Annotated in this window: 17 protein-coding genes and 1 tRNA gene; 12 read left to right on the forward strand and 6 right to left on the reverse strand. The window is 61.0% G+C overall.

Annotated elements, in window-relative coordinates; translation table 11 throughout:
* Positions 1-30: 30 nt before the first annotated feature.
* From rpmA to CYD26_RS03865, 4 genes are all read left to right on the forward strand, one after another.
* Entirely contained in the window at positions 31-288 is a 258-nt protein-coding gene (gene rpmA / locus CYD26_RS03850) for a 50S ribosomal protein L27 (RefSeq protein ID WP_065760617.1), read from the forward strand.
* Between the two features lie 193 nt (positions 289-481).
* Positions 482-1,702 carry an Obg family GTPase CgtA gene (cgtA, locus tag CYD26_RS03855; RefSeq protein WP_102051830.1) on the forward strand — a complete coding sequence of 407 codons (1,221 nt, stop codon included), beginning with the start codon at positions 482-484 and terminating at the stop codon, positions 1,700-1,702.
* A gap of 182 nt (positions 1,703-1,884) precedes the next feature.
* A complete protein-coding gene (gene proB, locus CYD26_RS03860; protein WP_065760615.1) occupies positions 1,885-3,003 on the forward strand; it encodes a glutamate 5-kinase in 1,119 nt (372 codons plus the stop codon).
* 11 nt (positions 3,004-3,014) lie between these two features.
* The gene (locus CYD26_RS03865; RefSeq protein ID WP_065760614.1) at positions 3,015-3,473 is read left to right on the forward strand and encodes a CreA family protein; all 459 of its coding nucleotides are present in this window, start codon (positions 3,015-3,017) and stop codon (positions 3,471-3,473) included.
* A gap of 59 nt (positions 3,474-3,532) precedes the next feature.
* Here CYD26_RS03865 and mksF read toward each other — a convergent pair whose 3' ends face one another.
* Genes mksF through mksB form a run of 3 tightly spaced genes read right to left on the reverse strand, consistent with a single transcriptional unit; the run spans position 3,533 to position 8,335 of the window.
* Complete coding sequence (gene mksF / locus CYD26_RS03870) at positions 3,533-6,361, reverse strand: Mks condensin complex protein MksF (RefSeq protein ID WP_102051831.1); 2,829 nt, start codon at positions 6,359-6,361, stop codon at positions 3,533-3,535.
* Positions 6,358-7,068, reverse strand: coding sequence for an Mks condensin complex protein MksE (gene mksE / locus CYD26_RS03875; protein ID WP_065760612.1), 711 nt, complete (start codon positions 7,066-7,068; stop codon positions 6,358-6,360). Before mksE ends, mksF begins: the two co-directional genes overlap by 4 nt.
* Positions 7,058-8,335 (reverse strand): Mks condensin complex protein MksB, encoded by a 1,278-nt coding sequence (gene mksB, locus CYD26_RS03880; RefSeq protein WP_065760611.1) that lies wholly within the window; start codon positions 8,333-8,335, stop codon positions 7,058-7,060. Before mksB ends, mksE begins: the two co-directional genes overlap by 11 nt.
* Positions 8,336-8,511: 176 nt before the next feature.
* Here mksB and CYD26_RS03885 point away from each other — a divergent pair, with 176 nt between their 5' ends.
* The 3 genes from CYD26_RS03885 to can all read left to right on the forward strand — a co-directional run bounded on the left by CYD26_RS03885 (position 8,512) and on the right by can (position 10,457).
* Positions 8,512-9,297: an energy transducer TonB gene (locus tag CYD26_RS03885; RefSeq protein WP_065760610.1), complete on the forward strand. Its 786-nt coding sequence runs from the start codon at positions 8,512-8,514 to the stop codon at positions 9,295-9,297.
* On the forward strand, positions 9,290-9,742 hold the full coding sequence (rimI, locus tag CYD26_RS03890) for a ribosomal protein S18-alanine N-acetyltransferase (protein ID WP_099773507.1): 453 nt from the start codon (positions 9,290-9,292) through the stop codon (positions 9,740-9,742). Before CYD26_RS03885 ends, rimI begins: the two co-directional genes overlap by 8 nt.
* Positions 9,743-9,818: 76 nt before the next feature.
* Positions 9,819-10,457: a carbonate dehydratase gene (gene can, locus CYD26_RS03895; RefSeq protein ID WP_065760608.1), complete on the forward strand. Its 639-nt coding sequence runs from the start codon at positions 9,819-9,821 to the stop codon at positions 10,455-10,457.
* A 48-nt stretch (positions 10,458-10,505) separates the two neighbouring features.
* On the opposite strand, the gene CYD26_RS03900 is transcribed toward can, so the two are convergent.
* Entirely contained in the window at positions 10,506-11,663 is a 1,158-nt protein-coding gene (locus CYD26_RS03900; RefSeq protein ID WP_102051832.1) for a hypothetical protein, read from the reverse strand.
* 122 nt (positions 11,664-11,785) lie between these two features.
* Between CYD26_RS03900 and CYD26_RS03905 the strand changes: the two genes are divergently transcribed.
* Positions 11,786-12,352: a D-Ala-D-Ala carboxypeptidase family metallohydrolase gene (locus tag CYD26_RS03905; protein ID WP_065760632.1), complete on the forward strand. Its 567-nt coding sequence runs from the start codon at positions 11,786-11,788 to the stop codon at positions 12,350-12,352.
* Here CYD26_RS03905 and CYD26_RS03910 read toward each other — a convergent pair.
* The gene (locus CYD26_RS03910) at positions 12,306-13,184 is read right to left on the reverse strand and encodes a LysR substrate-binding domain-containing protein (protein ID WP_102051833.1); all 879 of its coding nucleotides are present in this window, start codon (positions 13,182-13,184) and stop codon (positions 12,306-12,308) included. The genes CYD26_RS03905 and CYD26_RS03910 overlap by 47 nt on opposite strands.
* Before the next feature lie 641 nt (positions 13,185-13,825).
* Here CYD26_RS03910 and CYD26_RS03915 point away from each other — a divergent pair.
* Entirely contained in the window at positions 13,826-14,443 is a 618-nt protein-coding gene (locus tag CYD26_RS03915) for a LysE family translocator (protein ID WP_065760605.1), read from the forward strand.
* Positions 14,444-14,581: 138 nt separating this feature from the next.
* Here the strand turns inward: CYD26_RS03915 and CYD26_RS03920 are convergent.
* A tRNA-Met gene (locus CYD26_RS03920) sits at positions 14,582-14,658 on the reverse strand.
* A 183-nt stretch (positions 14,659-14,841) separates the two neighbouring features.
* Between CYD26_RS03920 and CYD26_RS03925 the strand changes: the two genes are divergently transcribed.
* The 3 genes from CYD26_RS03925 (at position 14,842) to CYD26_RS03930 (ending at position 17,601) form a co-directional block, all read left to right on the forward strand.
* A complete protein-coding gene (locus tag CYD26_RS03925) occupies positions 14,842-16,059 on the forward strand; it encodes an MFS transporter (RefSeq protein WP_102051885.1) in 1,218 nt (405 codons plus the stop codon).
* Positions 16,060-16,177: 118 nt separating this feature from the next.
* Entirely contained in the window at positions 16,178-16,321 is a 144-nt protein-coding gene (locus CYD26_RS25210; protein ID WP_178081686.1) for a hypothetical protein, read from the forward strand.
* A gap of 122 nt (positions 16,322-16,443) precedes the next feature.
* Positions 16,444-17,601, forward strand: coding sequence for an MFS transporter (locus CYD26_RS03930; protein WP_102051834.1), 1,158 nt, complete (start codon positions 16,444-16,446; stop codon positions 17,599-17,601).
* Positions 17,602-17,746 lie beyond the last annotated feature (145 nt).

Below are 17,746 nucleotides of genomic sequence, written 5' to 3' on the forward strand. Positions count from 1 at the left end.
GCCTAATCCCCTTATTGGAGAGTTGAACTCATGGCACACAAAAAAGCTGGTGGTAGTACCCGTAACGGTCGCGACTCAGAAGCCAAACGCCTTGGCGTGAAGATGTATGGCGGCCAGGTCATCAAGGCCGGCAACATCATCGTTCGCCAGCGCGGCACCCAATTCCACGCTGGTTACGGCGTTGGCATGGGCAAAGATCACACCCTGTTCGCTAAAATCGAAGGCGTGATCAAGTTCGAGAAAAAAGGCGAGTTCGGTCGTCGTTACGTAAGCGTTGTCGCTGCCTAATAGCGATGTCGCTGGAAAAGCCCTGTCTCGCGACGGGGCTTTTTCGTTTGTGGGGTGAGTCTCTTGCAAAACTGTTTGTATGGGCTGCCGGCGCTGGATTCTACGGTCGTTGACGGGGCCGCCGCGCTCATTTTTGCAAGAGCCTTATGTCTTTGTGTCATTCAACTCGTCGAGACGACGAGAGGCGGTTTTTATGAAGTTTGTTGATGAAGTGTCGATCCGGGTCAAAGCCGGTGACGGTGGCAATGGTTGCATGAGCTTTCGTCGTGAGAAGTTCATCGAGAACGGCGGTCCCAACGGCGGTGACGGTGGTGACGGCGGCTCGGTGTTCATGGTTGCCGACGAGAACCTCAATACCTTGGTCGACTATCGCTATACCCGCCATTTCGAGGCCCAGCGCGGCTCCAATGGCGGCAGCACCGACTGCACCGGCAAGAAGGGCGACGACCTGATCCTGCGTGTACCGGTCGGTACTACCGTGATTGACGCCAGCACCCAGGAAGTCATCGGCGACCTGGTCAAGCCAGGGCAGAAGCTGATGGTGGTCCAGGGCGGCTGGCACGGCCTGGGCAACACGCGCTTCAAGTCCAGTACCAACCGTGCTCCGCGTCAGACCACGCCGGGCAAGCCGGGCGAGCAGCGCGACCTGAAGCTGGAAATGAAAGTGCTGGCCGACGTCGGCCTGCTGGGCCTGCCTAACGCAGGCAAGAGTACGTTCATTCGCTCGGTATCGGCTGCCAAGCCGAAGGTCGCCGATTACCCGTTCACCACCCTGGTGCCGAACCTGGGCGTGGTCAGTGTCGACCGCTGGAAGAGCTTCGTCATCGCCGACATTCCCGGCCTGATCGAAGGCGCTTCCGAGGGTGCTGGCCTGGGTATCCGCTTCCTCAAGCACTTGGCGCGTACTCGCCTCCTGCTGCACCTCGTCGACCTGGCGCCGCTGGACGAGAGCAACAGTGCCGATGCTGCCGAGGTCATTGTCAACGAGCTGACCCGCTTCAGCCCGTCGCTGGCTGAGCGCGATCGCTGGCTGGTGCTGAACAAGACCGACATGCTGATGGACGACGAGCGCGACGAGCGCGTCAAGGAAGTGGTTGAGCGTCTGCAGTGGGAAGGCCCGGTGTACGTGATCTCGGCGATCTCCAAGCAGGGCACCGAGCAGCTTAGCCGCGACATCATGCGCTACCTGGAAGACCGTGCTGATCGCCTGGCCAATGACCCGGCGTATGCCGAAGAGCTGGCGGATCTCGATCAGCGTATTGAAGACGAGGCCCGTGCCCAGCTTCAGGCGCTGGACGACGCACGTGCTCTGCGCCGTAGCGGCGTGAAGAGCGTGCATGACATCGGTGACGATGACGACGATTGGGATGAAGAGGACGAAGACGGTCCAGAAATCATTTACGTGCGCGACTGATCCGTTGCAGTACACTAAACGCCGCTTTTTCAAGCGGCGTTTTGCTGTCTGTAGGTGCAGGCTTTTCCCGTGATTGCATCAGCGTGGTACCTGTGATGCTGCATCGCCGGCAAGGCCGGCTCCTACAAGGCGTAGCAAGCGCTGTTTTTTAGAATCCACAGATCGGCATAGGTTGGAAGAAGATGCGGAGCAAGGTGACGGGTGCCCAGCGCTGGGTCGTGAAAATCGGCAGTGCCCTGCTGACGGCAGATGGCAAAGGCCTGGATCGCGCGGCCATGGGTGTCTGGGTCGAGCAGATGGTGGCGTTGCATGAAGCGGGTGTCGAGTTGGTGCTGGTGTCGTCCGGGGCGGTAGCCGCCGGTATGAGCCGCCTGGGCTGGACCAAGCGACCGAGTGCCATGAACGAGCTGCAAGCAGCCGCTGCCATCGGCCAGATGGGCCTGGTGCAGGCGTGGGAGTCGAGCTTCGCTGAACACGGCCGGCACACTGCGCAGATCCTTCTGACCCATGACGACCTGTCTGACCGCAAGCGTTACCTGAACGCCCGCAGCACCCTGCGCACGCTGGTTGAGTTGGGGGTTGTACCGGTTATCAACGAAAACGACACGGTGGTCACCGACGAGATCCGTTTCGGTGATAACGACACCCTGGGGGCGCTGGTGGCGAATCTGGTCGAGGCTGATCTGCTGGTGATCCTCACCGACCGCGATGGCATGTTCAATGCCGACCCGCGCACCAACCCCGATGCCGAGTTGATCTACGAAGCCCGTGCCGATGATCCGAGCCTGGACGCCGTCGCGGGTGGTACGGGTGGTGCGCTGGGCCGTGGCGGTATGCAGACCAAGCTGCGCGCTGCGCGTCTGGCGGCCCGCTCCGGGGCGCACACGATCATCGTCGGCGGGCGCCTGGAGCGCGTGCTGGACCGTCTCAAGGCAGGTGAGCGCCTGGGTACCCTGCTGTCGCCTGAGCGTGGCATGCTGGCGGCACGCAAGCAGTGGCTGGCCGGTCACCTGCAAACCCGTGGTACGTTGACCCTTGATGCCGGTGCCGTCCAGGCGCTGCGCGAAGGGAACAAGAGCCTGTTGCCGGTTGGCGTCAAAGGTGTGCAAGGCAGCTTCCGCCGTGGCGAGATGGTGGTCTGCGTCGGCCCGGACGGCCAGGAGATCGCCCGAGGCCTGGCTAACTACAGTGCGCTGGAAGCGCAGAAAATCATCGGCCAGTCCTCCGAGGCCATTGAAAGCCTGCTGGGTTACAGCGCTGAGCCGGAGCTGGTCCATCGCGACAATCTGATTCTGGTATGAGGGAGAACCGTGTGCGTTTGATCAAAGGATTGCTGGGGGCTTTGCTGGCCCTGCCATTGTTGGCCTCGGCCGAGGAAATCGGCCAGGTGTCGACGGTGTTCAAATTTGTCGGGCCGAATGACCGCATCGTGGTCGAAGCGTTCGACGACCCGAAGGTGGAAGGGGTGACCTGCTACTTGTCGCGCGCCAAGACCGGTGGCCTGAAAGGCGGGCTGGGTTTGGCTGAAGACCGTGCCGAGGCGTCCATTGCCTGCCGTCAGGTCGGGCCGATTCGCTTCAAGGAAGAGCTCAAGGAGGGGGAGGAGGTGTTCAAGGAGCGCACCTCCTTGGTGTTCAAGACCATGCAGGTCGTGCGCTTCCTGGACAAGAAGCGCAACACCCTGGTGTACCTGGTCTACAGTGACCGGATCATCGAAGGCAGCCCGCAGAATGCGGTGACTGCAATTCCGATCTTGCCGTGGGCTCAGTAATACGGCGTTGAATTCATCGCAGGCAAGCCGTGTTTCCACGGATGCCTGCGATGGCGCCACTACGCTGAAACCGCGTCCTCTTCGTGTGCTACCGCCTTGATCTCTTCGTGGCGGCTGATGAATTTCCAGTCCGCTTCATCGATGTAGATCCCGTTCGGCCCGCTGCCACCTTCCAGGTCAATGGCCACCTTGGCTGAGACTTGCGGCTTGACGCTGGCCAGAATCGGCACAAAGCCTAGTTGCAGGCTGGTCTCCAGCAGCGCCGCCTGGTTGCGCTCGTCGATGTCGGCGGCCTCGTCCAGGTAGTACGGCAGGCGTACGCGACCCGCCAGGTCACGGTCCATCAAGTGCAGCAACAAGTACATGTTGGTCAGTGCCTTGATGGTCATGGTGGTGCCGTTGGAGGCGGCGCCGTCGATGTCGGTATGGATCACTGGCTGACCACCGACCTTGGTAATCTCGAACGCCAGCTCGAACAGGTCCTTGAGGCCCAACTGGTTGTGGTTGGCGGCCACCAGGCGTGCCAGGTACTCCTTGGCTTCCTCGTTCTTGTTGTCCTGCTCGGCACTCTGGCTCAGGTCAAACACCGATAGGGTCTCGCCTTCCTCATATTGACCGGCGCTGTGGATAATCTGATCGATGTGCTTGAGCGCTTCCTTGTTCGGTGCCAGAACAATGCGGAAGCTCTGCAGGTTCGATACCTGGCGCTTGTTGATCTCACGGTTGAACAACGCCAACTGATGTTCAAGGCTGTCGTAGTCGCTGCGGATGTTGCGCAGGGTTCGGGCGATATCGGTGACCGCGGCGCGGCGCGCCTTGCCCAGGGTCAGGGCTTCGTCCTGGCGGTGGGCATAGGCGTTGATCAGCAGTTGTAGGCGGCGCTCCATGTCGTCTTCGCTGTCGAACTTGGCCACGCCCTTGAGGCGTACCTGGGCGTACAGCGCTTCGATCTGGCCATCGCAGCGCAGCAAGCCCTGCCAGCTGTCCTGGTAGTCGTTGAGCAGCGGCAGCAGGTTGTCCATCGAGTCGTCCACCGGCTCCATGAACGGGGTGCCGAATGGCAGGTCAGCCGGCAGCAGTTGGCGGCGCCGCAGGGCATCGTCAAGGGTGCGTTGCTTGGCTTCCATGTCGGCGATCTGCCGGCCGACCAGTTGCAGCTTGGCCGACAACTGCTGGACGCGTTCGGTGAAGGCGTCGCTGGAGCGCTTGAGTTCGTCCTGAGCCGCCTCCAGTTGCGCGAGCTGCTCGAGTTTTTCGCCTTCTTCGGCGCTCAGTGTCTGCGCGCGGCGGTAGTCTTCCAGCGCTTTTTGAGCGTCCAGTACCTGTTGGTACAGGGCTTCGGTCTGGGTCTTGCTGGCAGCGCGGTCGGCAGCGACGGCCTGTTGCGTCTTGAGCTGTTTGAGCTCTTTTTCCAGACGCTCTTTCTGGTCGCGCAGGGCCGCGCGGTCGGCCAGTGCCTGCAGCGCAGGGGGTTCAATGTGCGACAGGTCGATAGACAGGCCCGGCACTTCAAAGCGCTCGCCCTTGAAGCGTTCAAGTACCGCTTCCAGGGATTTGACCCACAGTTCGCTGTCGTCCAGTTCGATGCCACGTTCGCCCAGGGGCAGGCTGAACAGGGCGCCGTTGAACAGACGCATCAGGCGCTCGACGTCCTGTTGCGAAAACTCTTCGCGCAGGCGGGCATAGCTGTTGTTGTCGGCGTGGTCGAGTTGCTGCTTGACCGATTTCAGTCGCTTTTCCAGGTCACGCAGGCGTTCTTCAAGGTCTTCGGCACTGAACTGCCGTGACTGGGCGAGGGCACCGGCCAGTTCATCGTGGGCATCCTTGGCTGCCAACAGTTGCTGTTCCAGGACCTTGACGTCATCGATCAGGGCAAAGCGGTGCTTGAGCACTGACAACTCGCCCAGCCAGCGCTGGATGCCGGTGATTTCGCGCTCCAGACGCATCAGTTCCTGGGTACCACCGCGTTGATTGTTCTGCAGGGCATCCTGCTCGTTGCGGTAGTGTTCAGACTGGATGACCAGTTCTTCCTTGCGGGCCATCGCGTAGTCCTGCCAGGTACCCAGCAGCGAGTCGAGCAGGGGAGACAGGCGGTGCAGTTTGCCGCGCAGAATGTCACGCTGGGTTACGCCGTTGGCCAAGGCCTCGACCAGTGGGCCGGCTGAGACCAGGGCGTTGTAGTCCTGCTCCATGCGGCGTACGTCGCGGAAGGCTTCTTCACAGGCCGCGATATAGTCGACGCTGCCCGAGCGCAGGCTGTGCTCGAAGGCATCGAGGAACAGTTGCTTGAGTTTGGCCGCAGTGATTTCGCGCATGTGCAGCAGGTTGATGAACAGTGCGCGGAAGGTCTTCAGGCTCTGTTCACTGGTGGAGCGCAAGGGAATCAGGGTCAGGTCCAGCGGCACCGACGTGTGCCCGCCGACCAGCAGTCGACGCAGCTCGTCAGGCTTGAGTTCGTAAGCCTTCAGGCCATTGCGCTCGAGGTTGCTGAACAGCTCTTTCTGGCGCAGGCAGGTGTCGTTCTTCTGGTAGTGAGCCAGGTCCAGCTCGCCGGCATAGGCGAAGAACTGGTGACCGAAACCGCCACCCGGGCCGCGTCCGACCACGCCGATCACGTGCGGACCGTGGGGCAGTGAGACTTCACAGAGGATGTAGCTGGTGTCGCTGGCGAAGTAGAAGCGCCGCGACTGCTCCAGGCTGTACTTGCCGAAGCTCATGTCCGACATGCGTGCCAGGATCGGGAACTGCAGGGCGTTGATCGACGCACTCTTGCCCAGGTTGTTGGCGCCGTAGACCGACAGCGGGTGCTCCAGCGGGAACAGACCGAGGCTGTAGCCGGCAGTGTTGAGCAGTGCAAAGCGGCGGATGCCGTAGCGTTCCTGGCTCATGCATCAATCTCCTGTTGCTCTTCGGCGATGGCGCGGGCCAGGGCCTCTTCTTCGGTTTCGTCCAGGTCGTCGAACGGGCCCAGATCAAGCGGGTCGTCAGTCTTGAGCAGTTTCTCGTCGCTGTCTTCGTCGACCAGTACGGGCGTTGGCAGTGGCAACGCGCTGTGCAGGCTGGCGGCCAGGTCGCGATCCTGCTGGACCGACAGGCACACGTCGAGGAAACGGTGCATCGGCGGCAGGAAGCGGTAGATACCATTCTCTTCGCTGGCAAACCCGAGTTGGGTCATGCGCCGCATGATCTTTTCTTCCAGTTCCTCTGGTGTCTGGACTTCAGCCTGGATGAACAGGTCGCGGTACTTCTCCAGCAGCGACGGCAGCTCATCACGGCCCAGGCTGCCGCCATCCAGCACGGCGATTGGGTCTCGCCCCTGGTCGGCCAGGTGCTCTACCAGAATGAAGGTGAACAGCGAGAGGCGTTGGGCGGTCTTGTTTACTTGCGCGGCGGCTTGCTCGGGGACGAAGTAGTAGAAACCGCGGGTATCGCAGACCAGTTCGAAGCCCAATGCCCTGAACAGGCCGCGGTACTGGTCCTGAAAGTTCGACAGTTGAGCGTAAAGCTCCGGGTCGCGGCGGCTGATGTGGAAGCCTTTGAACAGCTCGCGGAAGATCGGCGCGAGCTGGGACAGTTCGGAAAGATCAAGATGCATGTGAGGTGCTCGCAGTAGGCTCCAGCGGCGTTTCGCGGCTGGACGTCAGGGCGAATGAGCGCAGGCTGACCTGGTGCTCGCGGGTGTGGTAGTCACGGCGCTCAAGGCGTTCGCGGGTAAAGCGCTTTTCCCGCGACAGGCGCGAGAACCAGTACAGCAATTCGTCGGTGGCGCCTTCGGGCTCCTGCTCCAGCAGCCAGGTCATCAGGTCTGGCATTGGCAGGGCGTCGGTACAGCGTTCGAGCATTTCCTTGACCGTGCGCGGTGCGCGCGGCGGTTCGCCCTTCTGGTTCTTGTGCGCCTTGGGGAACTGCGCCGGTTTGGGCTCGAAGCGGGCCAGGGCATAGACATAGGCTTCCACCTGGCTGGCGCTGCCGAGGAAAGTGCTCTGCGGCCGGGTGAACAGGGGCATTGCCGCGTGTGGCACGGCGTCCAGGCCTTTGCGGCGGATCACCGACAGGGCCAGTGCCGCGCCACGGGTCACGGCGTTGTGTCGGCGCGCCTCTTCACGCAGGGGCAGCAGCAGTTCGCGGGCATGGCGCAGGGTCAGTTGCGCGCTGGTCTGCATTTCCAGGATGCGGGCATGGGTGCGCAGCAGCATGTCGTCGTCGACCAGTTGGCCCAGGCGTGCCTGTTCGCCAAGCAGGCGCAACAGCACGGTCTCGACCTTGCGTACACCCTGCTCGAAGGCGCCGTCGGCGTTGACCAGTTGGATCATCGGCTCGACGTACTCGTCCCAGGTCGCCAGAACTTCAGCATAACGCTGGCGCAGGGGAATCTGTCGGTCGCTGGTCTTGGCCCGTTCGGCCACGGCCACCAGTGCCTGTTCGTCGTTGTCGAGCTTTTTCAGAACGTCACGCACCCGCATGTCGAGCAGGCGCAGTTGGCGTGCGAGGTCATTGCCGTCGCGAATGTCGAAGGCGTCCTGGATGTGCCCGGCCAGACGCTCGAGGTGGCGCAGGTAGGCTTCGATTTCCAGGCACAGGCCAAGGCGGTGCTCGCGGCGCAGGTAGGCGAGGAAATCGTGGATCTGGGCATTCAGTTCAAAACGGTTCGGGCTTTTGGCCACGGGCACCAGAATATCCAGGCGAATCCACACATCGAGCAGGTTGGTGATGTCCTGCGGCGTGCTTTCCAGCTGCTGGGTCGCCAGTTGCAGGCGCAGTTCTGCCAGGCTCAGGGTGCCCTGGTCGAAGCGCTCGCACAACGGCTCGAGCAAGGCCCAGTGTTCGGCTAGGGCGCGCAGGACGCGTTTGGGTTCGATCATTGGCGGGTCGACTCGCTGCCAAATAAAAGCGCCGATTGTACTGCATCATGCGGTTGTCGATTCACCCCTTGATCGCTTGTGGGTATTCTCGGGCGGATTTCTGCCGATCAACTGCGGCGCCGGGCAGCGAAGGGCGGTAGAATGTGGGCCCTGACTTATCCACAGATGGCCGACCTTTGCTCACCGAGTCCCGCCGCCGCGCTTACCTCAATGCCATGCAAGTAGTGCCTTGGCTGCCGCGTGCCGAACTGCCGTTCGCTGCGCCGTCGCGCCCTGAACTCTTGCTGCCGTTGGAGCCGCTGGTGGAGGAGGTTGCACATTCGCCCGTGCAACAGACCGCCCCCGTCGTTGTGCCGGTGAGCAAGCCGGTTGAGCGGCAGAAAATCGAGATCCCGCGCCCCAGCACCACCCCGCGAGCTGCCAGCAAGCCGCTGGAAGAGGCGCAGGAGGCGGTAGCGCCGGTCAAGGCGGCTGTCGTTCCGCCGCCGCGTTTTGCCTTGCAATTGCTACGTGCAGGGCGTTGCCTGGTGTTGGTCGAGTTGGCCACTGGTGAGCCGTTCCAGAGTCGCGATCCGTCCTACTTGCTGCTCAAGGACATGTTGCGTGCCGCAGGCTTGCCAGACAGCCCGCAGATCATCGGTGAGCCCGTGCGCTGGCCGCTGTTGGTGCGTGGCAACCTTGACCAGGGGCCGGAAGCGGCCCGTGATTTCGTGCAGGGCTTTATCCAGGCCCGTCTGGAAGACGCTCCGTGCGCCTGCCTGTGGCTGGTTGGTCTGCCTGCCGTGCGCTTTGCCGGGGAGGCCGATGAGCAGGCCTTTTACCGTGAATTACCGGTCGAGGGCCTGGGGCATGCCTGGGCCTTGCCGGGCCTTGAAGTGTTGATGGACGAGCCGCAACGCAAGGCGGACGTCTGGAAAGCCATGCGTCGGCTGATGGCGCGCTGGAAACCAAGCGATGAGTGACACAATCAGTTTTCGTCGGATGACCGAGGCGGACCTGGATGCCGTACTGAAGATCGAATATGCCGCCTTCAGCCACCCCTGGACCCGAGGAATTTTCCTCGACGGGCTAAAATCCTATGAAATCTGGTTGATGTTCGAGGGTGGGCAGCAGGTGGGGCACGGTGTGATCAACGTGATCATCGATGAGGCGCACCTGCTCAACATCACCGTCAAGCCGGAGAGCCAGGGGCGCGGCCTGGGCCTGCGCTTGCTCGAACACCTGATGAAACGTGCCTACGAGCTCAACGGCCGGGAGTGTTTCCTCGAGGTGCGCGCCAGTAACCAGTCTGCCTACCGGTTGTACGAGCGCTACGGCTTCAACGAAGTGGGTCGGCGTCGAGATTATTACCCCATTGCCGGTGGTCGCGAGGATGCGCTGGTGATGGCCTGCACGTTGATCGACTGAAGGCAGTTCCATGCTGCGCGTGACCTGTTCGGCGTGGCGCCTGTCAGAGACTGCGGATCATCTATGAGGCTTGAACATGCACGACCTACAAGAACTGATTGATAACAACGCCCGCTGGGCTGATGCAATCAAACAGGAAGATCCGGAGTTTTTCGCCAAGCTGGCACGCCAGCAAACGCCTGAATTCCTGTGGATTGGCTGCTCGGATGCGCGGGTGCCGGCCAACGAAATCGTCGGCATGCTGCCGGGCGATCTGTTTGTTCACCGTAACGTCGCCAACGTGGTGCTGCACACCGACCTGAACTGCCTGTCGGTGATCCAGTACGCAGTAGACGTACTCAAGGTCAAACACATTCTGGTCACCGGCCACTATGGCTGTGGCGGTGTGCGGGCCTCGATGCAGGATCGCCAGTTGGGCCTGATCGACGGCTGGCTGCGTTCGATCCGTGACCTTTACTACGAGAACCGCGTGGCGCTTTCGCAGTTGGCTACTGAGGAAGAGCAGGTCGACCGCCTGTGTGAGCTGAACGTGATTCAGCAGGTGGCTAACGTTGCTCATACCAGCATCGTTCAAAACGCCTGGCATCGTGGGCAGAGCCTGTCGGTGCATGGCTGCATCTACGGCATCAAGGATGGCCGCTGGAAGAGCCTCAACACCACCATCAGCGGCTTTGAGCAGTTGCCGCCGCAGTATCGCCTGCGCCCACAGGACTGAGTCCTGTAGCCTCATTGTCGGCGTTGGCCGGCAATGAGGCTTGAGCGATCAGATCTCTTCCAGAGGCTGTTGCAGCGTTTGCAAGCTGCGCCTTACCGCATCGGTGTTGCATTTGGCTGCGGCCTGCTCCGGGGTCATTTCCCGAATTGAACGGTAGAACAGCTCACAGGTCTGCGTCTTCGCGGTGACCTGCCATTTTTGCGTGCAGGCATTCAGCGTGGCCTCGGCATCGGCCTTGGGGTTGCTGCCCATGCCGGCCTGCCAGCAGGCGGCGCTGAGGTCCTGGCCCATCATCTTCAAACCCGCCGCGTCTGCCTGGTCCTGATCGCCTGCGTGGTTGGCTTTGTCTGCGGTGTACCAAATGGCACTGGGGTGGTTTGAGCCCAGTACCGGCACGCGTTGCCCGGTCGTCGGGCTGATGTTCACCAGCCCCAGTACGTTGACGCGTTGGCCATAGGTTTGCTCCACCCAGGTACGTACCGGTGAACCAAATGCCACCATCGGCAGTGAGTCCCCCCTGGCGTTGCGGGTAACCGCCTTGACCATGTTCGTCTGGTAGTCGTTGAAGTACCCGTAGACACCCTCGAGCGCTTTGCCGGCAGAGGCAGGGGCGGCAATCGGGGCAATGTCGACGATGGTCTGGAAGGCCGGCGTGTTATCCACAGGTACACCGTTGACACTCAACAGGTACGCCCAGCGGTCAGTGGTGTTCGAGCGCAGGTAATCTTGCGCCTGGGTCAGCGAATAGTCTGGCGGAAAGTGCAGCAGCTCGATGCTGCGGCGATTTTCCAGGGCCATGCCCAGTGGCAGGAACAGCAGCCAGTTGTAGGCCCACTTGCCGTCGCGGTTGAGCTGGCTGGCGCCCTGGTAGGCGAGTTCGCCATTGTCGAGCAGGCGCGTCAGCGGTTCGCCGTAGGTGCTGGGGACGTCTGTAATATAAGCATACAGGGTGCCATTGTCGCGCCCCACCCGGACCGTCGCTTGGGTGTAGCCGTCTCGCGCTACGCTTTGCTTCAGGTAGTGCTCGACGGTCTGTTCCAGCGTCCAGTCCCGGAAGCAGATAGCGCTGCAGTTGTTGGGGTAGGCAAACAACCTGCTGACCCGTTGCTGATCACCCAGGGTGACCCTGGTATCGGCCTGTGGTGTCGTGCTCAGGACCAAGGCAGACAGCCCCAGCGTCAGGGTTAATAAAGTGGTTTTGCGCATAGTTGACTCCATGCCAGTGGCCTCTCTCCTTTTGCTAGTCAGGCCATACTGTAGGCATTTCTGTGGGCTTGGGAAGTGGAGCGTTTATGCGGGTGATACGGCGCAAGGTGGCGCTGCCAGTGATGGGCCTGTGGCTCGGTACGTTTGGGGCGTATGCCGACGAGCGCGACGTGCGCATGTTCGCCCTCTGGGCTGGCGACCATGAGACGCGAGTGTTCCGTGACATGCTGGTCGAGGCACGGCTCTACGGCAGGGTTCCAATACATGAGTTGCTGCGTTCAGCCAGCGACTGGCGGCTGTGCGCTGCCGAGCCATTCGCGGTACCGCCTCTGGGGCAATGGCCCGCCGTACGCTCGACCCTGCAACTGCTCAAGGCCCTGGGTGATCAGCACGTCCTGCGCCGCTACGAGGTCGTCTCGGCGTACCGTAATCCCACGCTCAATGCGTGTGCCGGTGGCGCTGTTGGCAGTGCACATACTCGCGCCTTTGCGGTTGACCTGTTGCTGCCCCTTGGCTCTGATCCTGCATCGTTGTGTCGTTTCTGGCAAACCCAAGGTGCTGCCTGGAACATGGGATTGGGGCGCTACCCTACGGGGCGGATTCACATCGATACGGCCGGCTATCGGACCTGGGGTGGGGATTTCAGCTCAGGTTCATCGTATTGCCAGCGGCTTGTGACTGCGCCGTGATCCAGTCAGCGAAGCGTCGGTACGTAGCGTGCTCGGCAATGGGCTGGGGGCAGAGCAGGTAATAAGCTGAGCCGTCCTTGATAAAGCCCTGAGGCGCCTGCAGTTGCCCGGCCGCGATTTCGTCCTGCACCATCAGGAACGAGGCCATTGCCAAGCCCAGGCCAGCCACTGCTGCCTGGATGCACAGGTAGAAATGCTCATAGTCGGCTCGGCTGCAGTCCTGGGCTGACTGCTTGCTCAGGCGTAACCAGGTGTTCCAGGCATTGGGTCGTGAGCCTGTATGCAGCAGTCGTTGCCCGACTAGTCCCTGTGTGGCCAGGGCGTTGTTGCACACCGGGCCTACGTATTCGTCACAGACCTTAACGGCGTCCAGGCCTTTGCTCCATGGGAAGTCATCGCGGCGCAGCGCAAGGTCAATACCGCTGCCGATAAAATCCACCGGGCCGCCGGCCGCCACCAGATGGATGTGGATGTCTGGGTGCTCGGCATGGAATTCCGGCAGGCGCGGAATCAGCCATTTCATGGCGATAGTCGGCTCGCAGGAGAGCACCAGAACGTTTTCCCGCGCCTGTTGTTGCAGGCGATAGACCGCACCTTCCAACTGCTCGAACAGCGACTGGGTGGTGCCATGCAGGGCGCGTCCGGCGGCCGTGAGGAAAATCGCCCGGTTGCGTCGCTCAAACAACTGCACCCCGAGGGACTCCTCCAGCAAGCGCACCTGCCGGCTGACGGCACCATGGGTGACGTGCAGCAGTTCGGCGGCGCGAACGAAGCTTTCGGTTTGCGCCGCGACGTCGAAATAGCGGAAGGCGGAGAGGGCGGGCAGCTTCATATCTGTGAGGAAAACTAGCGGATTTGTCGCACTATAAATCGCTTTTTAGCCACAACGAAGCTTTCGATAATAAGCACCGTACAGAACAGATGTTCTGCGGAGGGGGGGCATGCTTAATGGGTGCGCGGCGACTGCATCGCGGGCAAGCCCGGCTCCTACAGGCTGCTCGGTCTTTGTTGGAGCAGGCTTGCCTGCGATGGCGTCGGTGGGGTGCCCTTGAGTTCGCGGCGACTGCATCGCGGGCAAGCTTGGCTCCTACAGGCTGCTCGGTCTTTGTTGGAGCAGGCTTGCCTGAGATGGCGTCGGTGGGGTGCCCTTGAGTTCGTGGCGCCTGCATCGCGGGCAAGCCCGGCTCCTACAGGCTGCTCGGTCTTTGTTGGAGCAGGCTTGCCTGCGATGGCATCGGTGGGGGCCCTTGAGTTCGCGGCGACTGCATCGCGGGCAAGCCCGGCTCTTACAGGCTGCTCGGTCTTTGTTGGAGCAGGCTTGCCTGAGATGGCGTCGGTGGGGTGCCCTTGAGTTCGTGGTGCCTGCATCGCGGGCAAGCCCGGCTCCTACAAGGATTCATTGCGATGGCGTCGGTGCTAGCCGCCTGAGCAGAGCGCATCTGTGCATTTTACTAGCTGATCGAGGCGCTTTACGTGAATGAATTGATTGCTGTTGCCCTGTTCACCGTTCTGGCGGTGATCAGCCCCGGTGCGGACTTTGCCATGGTCACGCGTAGTAGCTACGCCTTCGGTCGCAGGGCTGGTCTCATGGCGGCGTTGGGGATTGCCTGCGGAGTGCAGGTGCATGTGTTGTACACCGTGCTGGGAATCGCGTTGATCATCAGCCAATCACCGCTGCTGTTTCTGGCGATGAAGGCGTTGGGTGCGGGCTACTTGATTTATCTGGGTTATAAATCCTTCACCAACACTCAACGCATCGCGCTGGGGGATGATGACGGCGCCAGTCGTCTGGGGGTGTTCGCTGCATTGCGCTCGGGCTTTCTGACCAACGCCCTGAACCCCAAGACCATGCTCTTTGTGGTCAGTGCCTATACCCAAGTGGTACAGCCTGACAGCTCGCTGGCGACTGACTTTGGCTATGGCTTCTTCATGTCCTTCGCCCATTGGGTGTGGTTCAGCCTGGTGGCCGTCTTTTTCTCCAGCGATGCCCTGCGGCGCACAATGCTCGATCGTCAGGGGCTGGTGGACAAGGTGATTGGCATGGCTTTGATTGGCCTTGGGGTAGCGGTGGTCTTTGCCAGTGTTCGCTAGCGTGGAACAAGCGAGCCTTGTTCGGTGCTTGATGTTGGCTTGAGAAGGTATCGATGGGGTGCCAGCGTGTTATGCGCTGGGTACTTTTTTGCGGGCAATAAAAAAGGGCTTACCTTGCGGTAAGCCCTTTTTAGTACTTGGTGGCTACACAGGGACTTGAACCCCGGACCCCAGCATTATGAATGCTATGCTCTAACCAACTGAGCTATGTAGCCAAGTGGCGCGCATTATTAGCCTGAAACGGATATCTGTCAACACCTGTTTCTAAAAAAAATTCGCGCATGATCAATTGCTTAGGCATTTCGGCCTGTTACGCCTGTATTACACGAAAAACATGGTGCTCTGCTTAAAGGATTCCGGATAATTGGATCCCAATTATCCGGATGGAACGCATTCCCATGGCCTTGAGCAGTGCCCAGTCCAGTTCGCCTTCTACCTTGGCAAACGCCCAAAGCAGCCCGCTGGTTATGCGAATTATCGCCGCCTGCGCATTGGCGCACTTGATCAACGATCTGATCCAGGCCGTGCTTCCGTCGATCTACCCGCTACTCAAGGCTAATTATGGGCTGAGCTTTGCTCAGATCGGCTTGATTACCCTGACATTCCAGATCACGGCCTCGTTGCTGCAGCCTTGGGTGGGCTTTTACACCGACCGCAAACCCATGCCCAACCTGTTGCCGCTGGGCACGCTGTGTACGCTGGTCGGTATTGTGATGCTGGCGTTTGTCGGCAGTTTCTCGATGATCCTGCTGGCCTCGGCGCTGATTGGTATTGGCTCCTCGACGTTCCACCCCGAGACGTCACGTATTGCCCGCCTGGCGTCGGGTGGCCGCTACGGGCTGGCGCAGTCGACCTTCCAGGTGGGCGGTAACGCAGGTTCGGCGTTTGGCCCATTGTTGGCTGCGGCGATCGTGATTCCGTTCGGGCAGGGTAATGTGGCCTGGTTCGGTCTGTTTGCGGTATTTGCCTTGCTGGTGACCTACGCGCTGAGCCGCTGGTACCGCGAGCACTTGAACCTGTTCAAAGCCAAGCAAGGTCAGCGTGCGAGCCATGGCCTGTCCCGTCAGCGGGTCATCGGGGCCCTTGTGGTGCTTGGGCTGTTGGTGTTCTCCAAGTACTTCTACATGTCCAGCTTTACCAGCTACTTCACGTTCTACCTGATCGAAAAATTCAACCTCTCGGTCGCCAGTTCGCAGTTGTACCTGTTCCTGTTCCTCGGTGCGGTTGCGGCGGGTACCTTTTTCGGTGGGCCGATTGGGGACCGGATCGGGCGCAAGGCCGTGATCTGGTTTTCGATCCTCGGGGTGGCGCCGTTCACCCTGCTGCTGCCTCATGTCGATCTGTTCTGGACCAGTGTGCTCAGCATGATCATCGGCTTCATCCTGGCCTCGGCCTTTTCGGCCATCGTGGTTTACGCCCAGGAGCTGGTGCCGGGTAATGTCGGGATGATCGCCGGGATTTTCTTCGGCCTGATGTTCGGCTTTGGCGGTATCGGCGCTGCACTGCTGGGCTACCTGGCCGATAGCCATGGGATCGAGTACGTCTACAGTATCTGTTCGTACCTGCCGCTGTTCGGCCTGCTGGCGATCCTGCTGCCGTCCACAGGCAAGCATTGAGGTCTGGCTGCGCTGCCAATCGTTACCGACCTTGGTGCTATTGCTCAGGCGTAACGATTGACGGGCGGCGCAGGCTTCCCCTAGAGTGCCGCCCTTCATTTTCTCCAGTAGCCGAACCATGAGCCGCTTCACCCGCCCTTACACGTTGGTACAGCCTGTCATGCAGGCCGTAAGGCGTGACTGGCCGAGCGATACGGTGCTCAAGCGTCGGCGCAGCGTCCTGTTCGCCTTTACCTTCTCACCGCCCGCCTGCCCGAACTGACAGAACGGACGCGGGCGTGGTGTTGCCACGCGTGCTTGTCCGTATCGAATACACGCCTTTGTGGTCTGCATGTGTGAGTGCAGGGATATCGCTATTCCTGCATCAGTGGGTTTGGAGTCAAGATGGACAAGCGTTTTCTGGCGGGCCTGTTGTTCGCGGTTTCTGTTGTTGGCCTGAGCCTGGGGGCGACATTGCCCTTGGTGTCCCTGCGGCTGTTCGAGGCCGGAGCCGGTACCCTCAAGATCGGTATTGTGTCGGCGATTCCCGCGGCGGGCATGATGCTCTCGGCGTTTATGGTCGACACCTGCTGTCGGCACCTGACGCGCCGTACCATCTACCTGTTGAGTTTCGGGATGTGCGCCCTGAGCGTCGCATTGATCGAGGTGGCGTTCTCCTCGATCTACCTGCTGTGCCTGTTACGCCTGATGCTGGGGATCGGCATGGGTATTGCGATCATTCTCGGCGAGTCCTGGGTCAATGAGCTGAGTGAAGAGCACAACCGTGGCAAAGTCATGGCGTTGTACGCCACGGCGTTCACCGGTTTCCAGATGGCGGGGCCGACCATGCTGGCGCTGTTCGGCGCGCAAAGCCCGTGGGTAACGATCGTGGTGAGCCTGTGCTACCTGCTGGCCCTGGCCTGCATTGTCTGGACGGTGCCTGATGACTACGTCGAGCATGGCGAGGAGGGCGAGAAGAGCTTTTCCCTGGCGGGCTTTTTCCAGGTGGCACCGGCCCTGTGCATGGGCGTGCTGTTCTTTTCCTTCTTCGATGCGGTGATCCTCTCGCTGTTGCCTGTCTATGCCTCCAGCCATGGCTTCGCCCTGGGCGTTGCGGCGTTGATGGTCACGGTGATCCTGACCGGCGACATGGTGTTCCAATTGCCCTTGGGTTGGTTGGCCGACCGCTGCGAGCGCACGATGGTGCACCTGGTCTGTGGCGTCGTAGCGATGCTGATTGGCGTGGCATTGCCTTGGCTGTTGCAACTGCCGTGGCTGCTCTGGCCGATGCTTGTCGTGTTGGGGGCGGTTGCAGGTGGCGTCTATACGCTCGCCCTGGTGCTGATCGGGCAACAATTCAAAGGGCAGGATCTGATTACGGCCAATGCCAGTGTTGGCTTGTTGTGGGGCGTTGGCAGCCTGATTGGGCCGCTGATCAGTGGTATGGCCATGGACATGGCGCCCCATGGGCTGCCAATGGCTCTGGCGGCGGTTGCAGGGCTGTTTGTGTGCTTTGCCCGCGGCTCTAACCGTGCCGCGCGTTTGGCCGCGGCTGAGCGGTAGGGGCTTGCCCGCTAAGAGCACATCGCAGCCTGCCTGATGCATCTTGTCTTGATCGCGGGCAAGCACGCTCCCACAGGGGGGGCGATTAGTCAGAACTGAGTCGCCATAAACGATAAAACCGCGCCTGGGCGCGGTTTTATCGGGT

The organism is Pseudomonas sp. FFUP_PS_473 (assembly GCF_002858665.1).
Classification (GTDB): domain Bacteria; phylum Pseudomonadota; class Gammaproteobacteria; order Pseudomonadales; family Pseudomonadaceae; genus Aquipseudomonas; species Aquipseudomonas defluvii.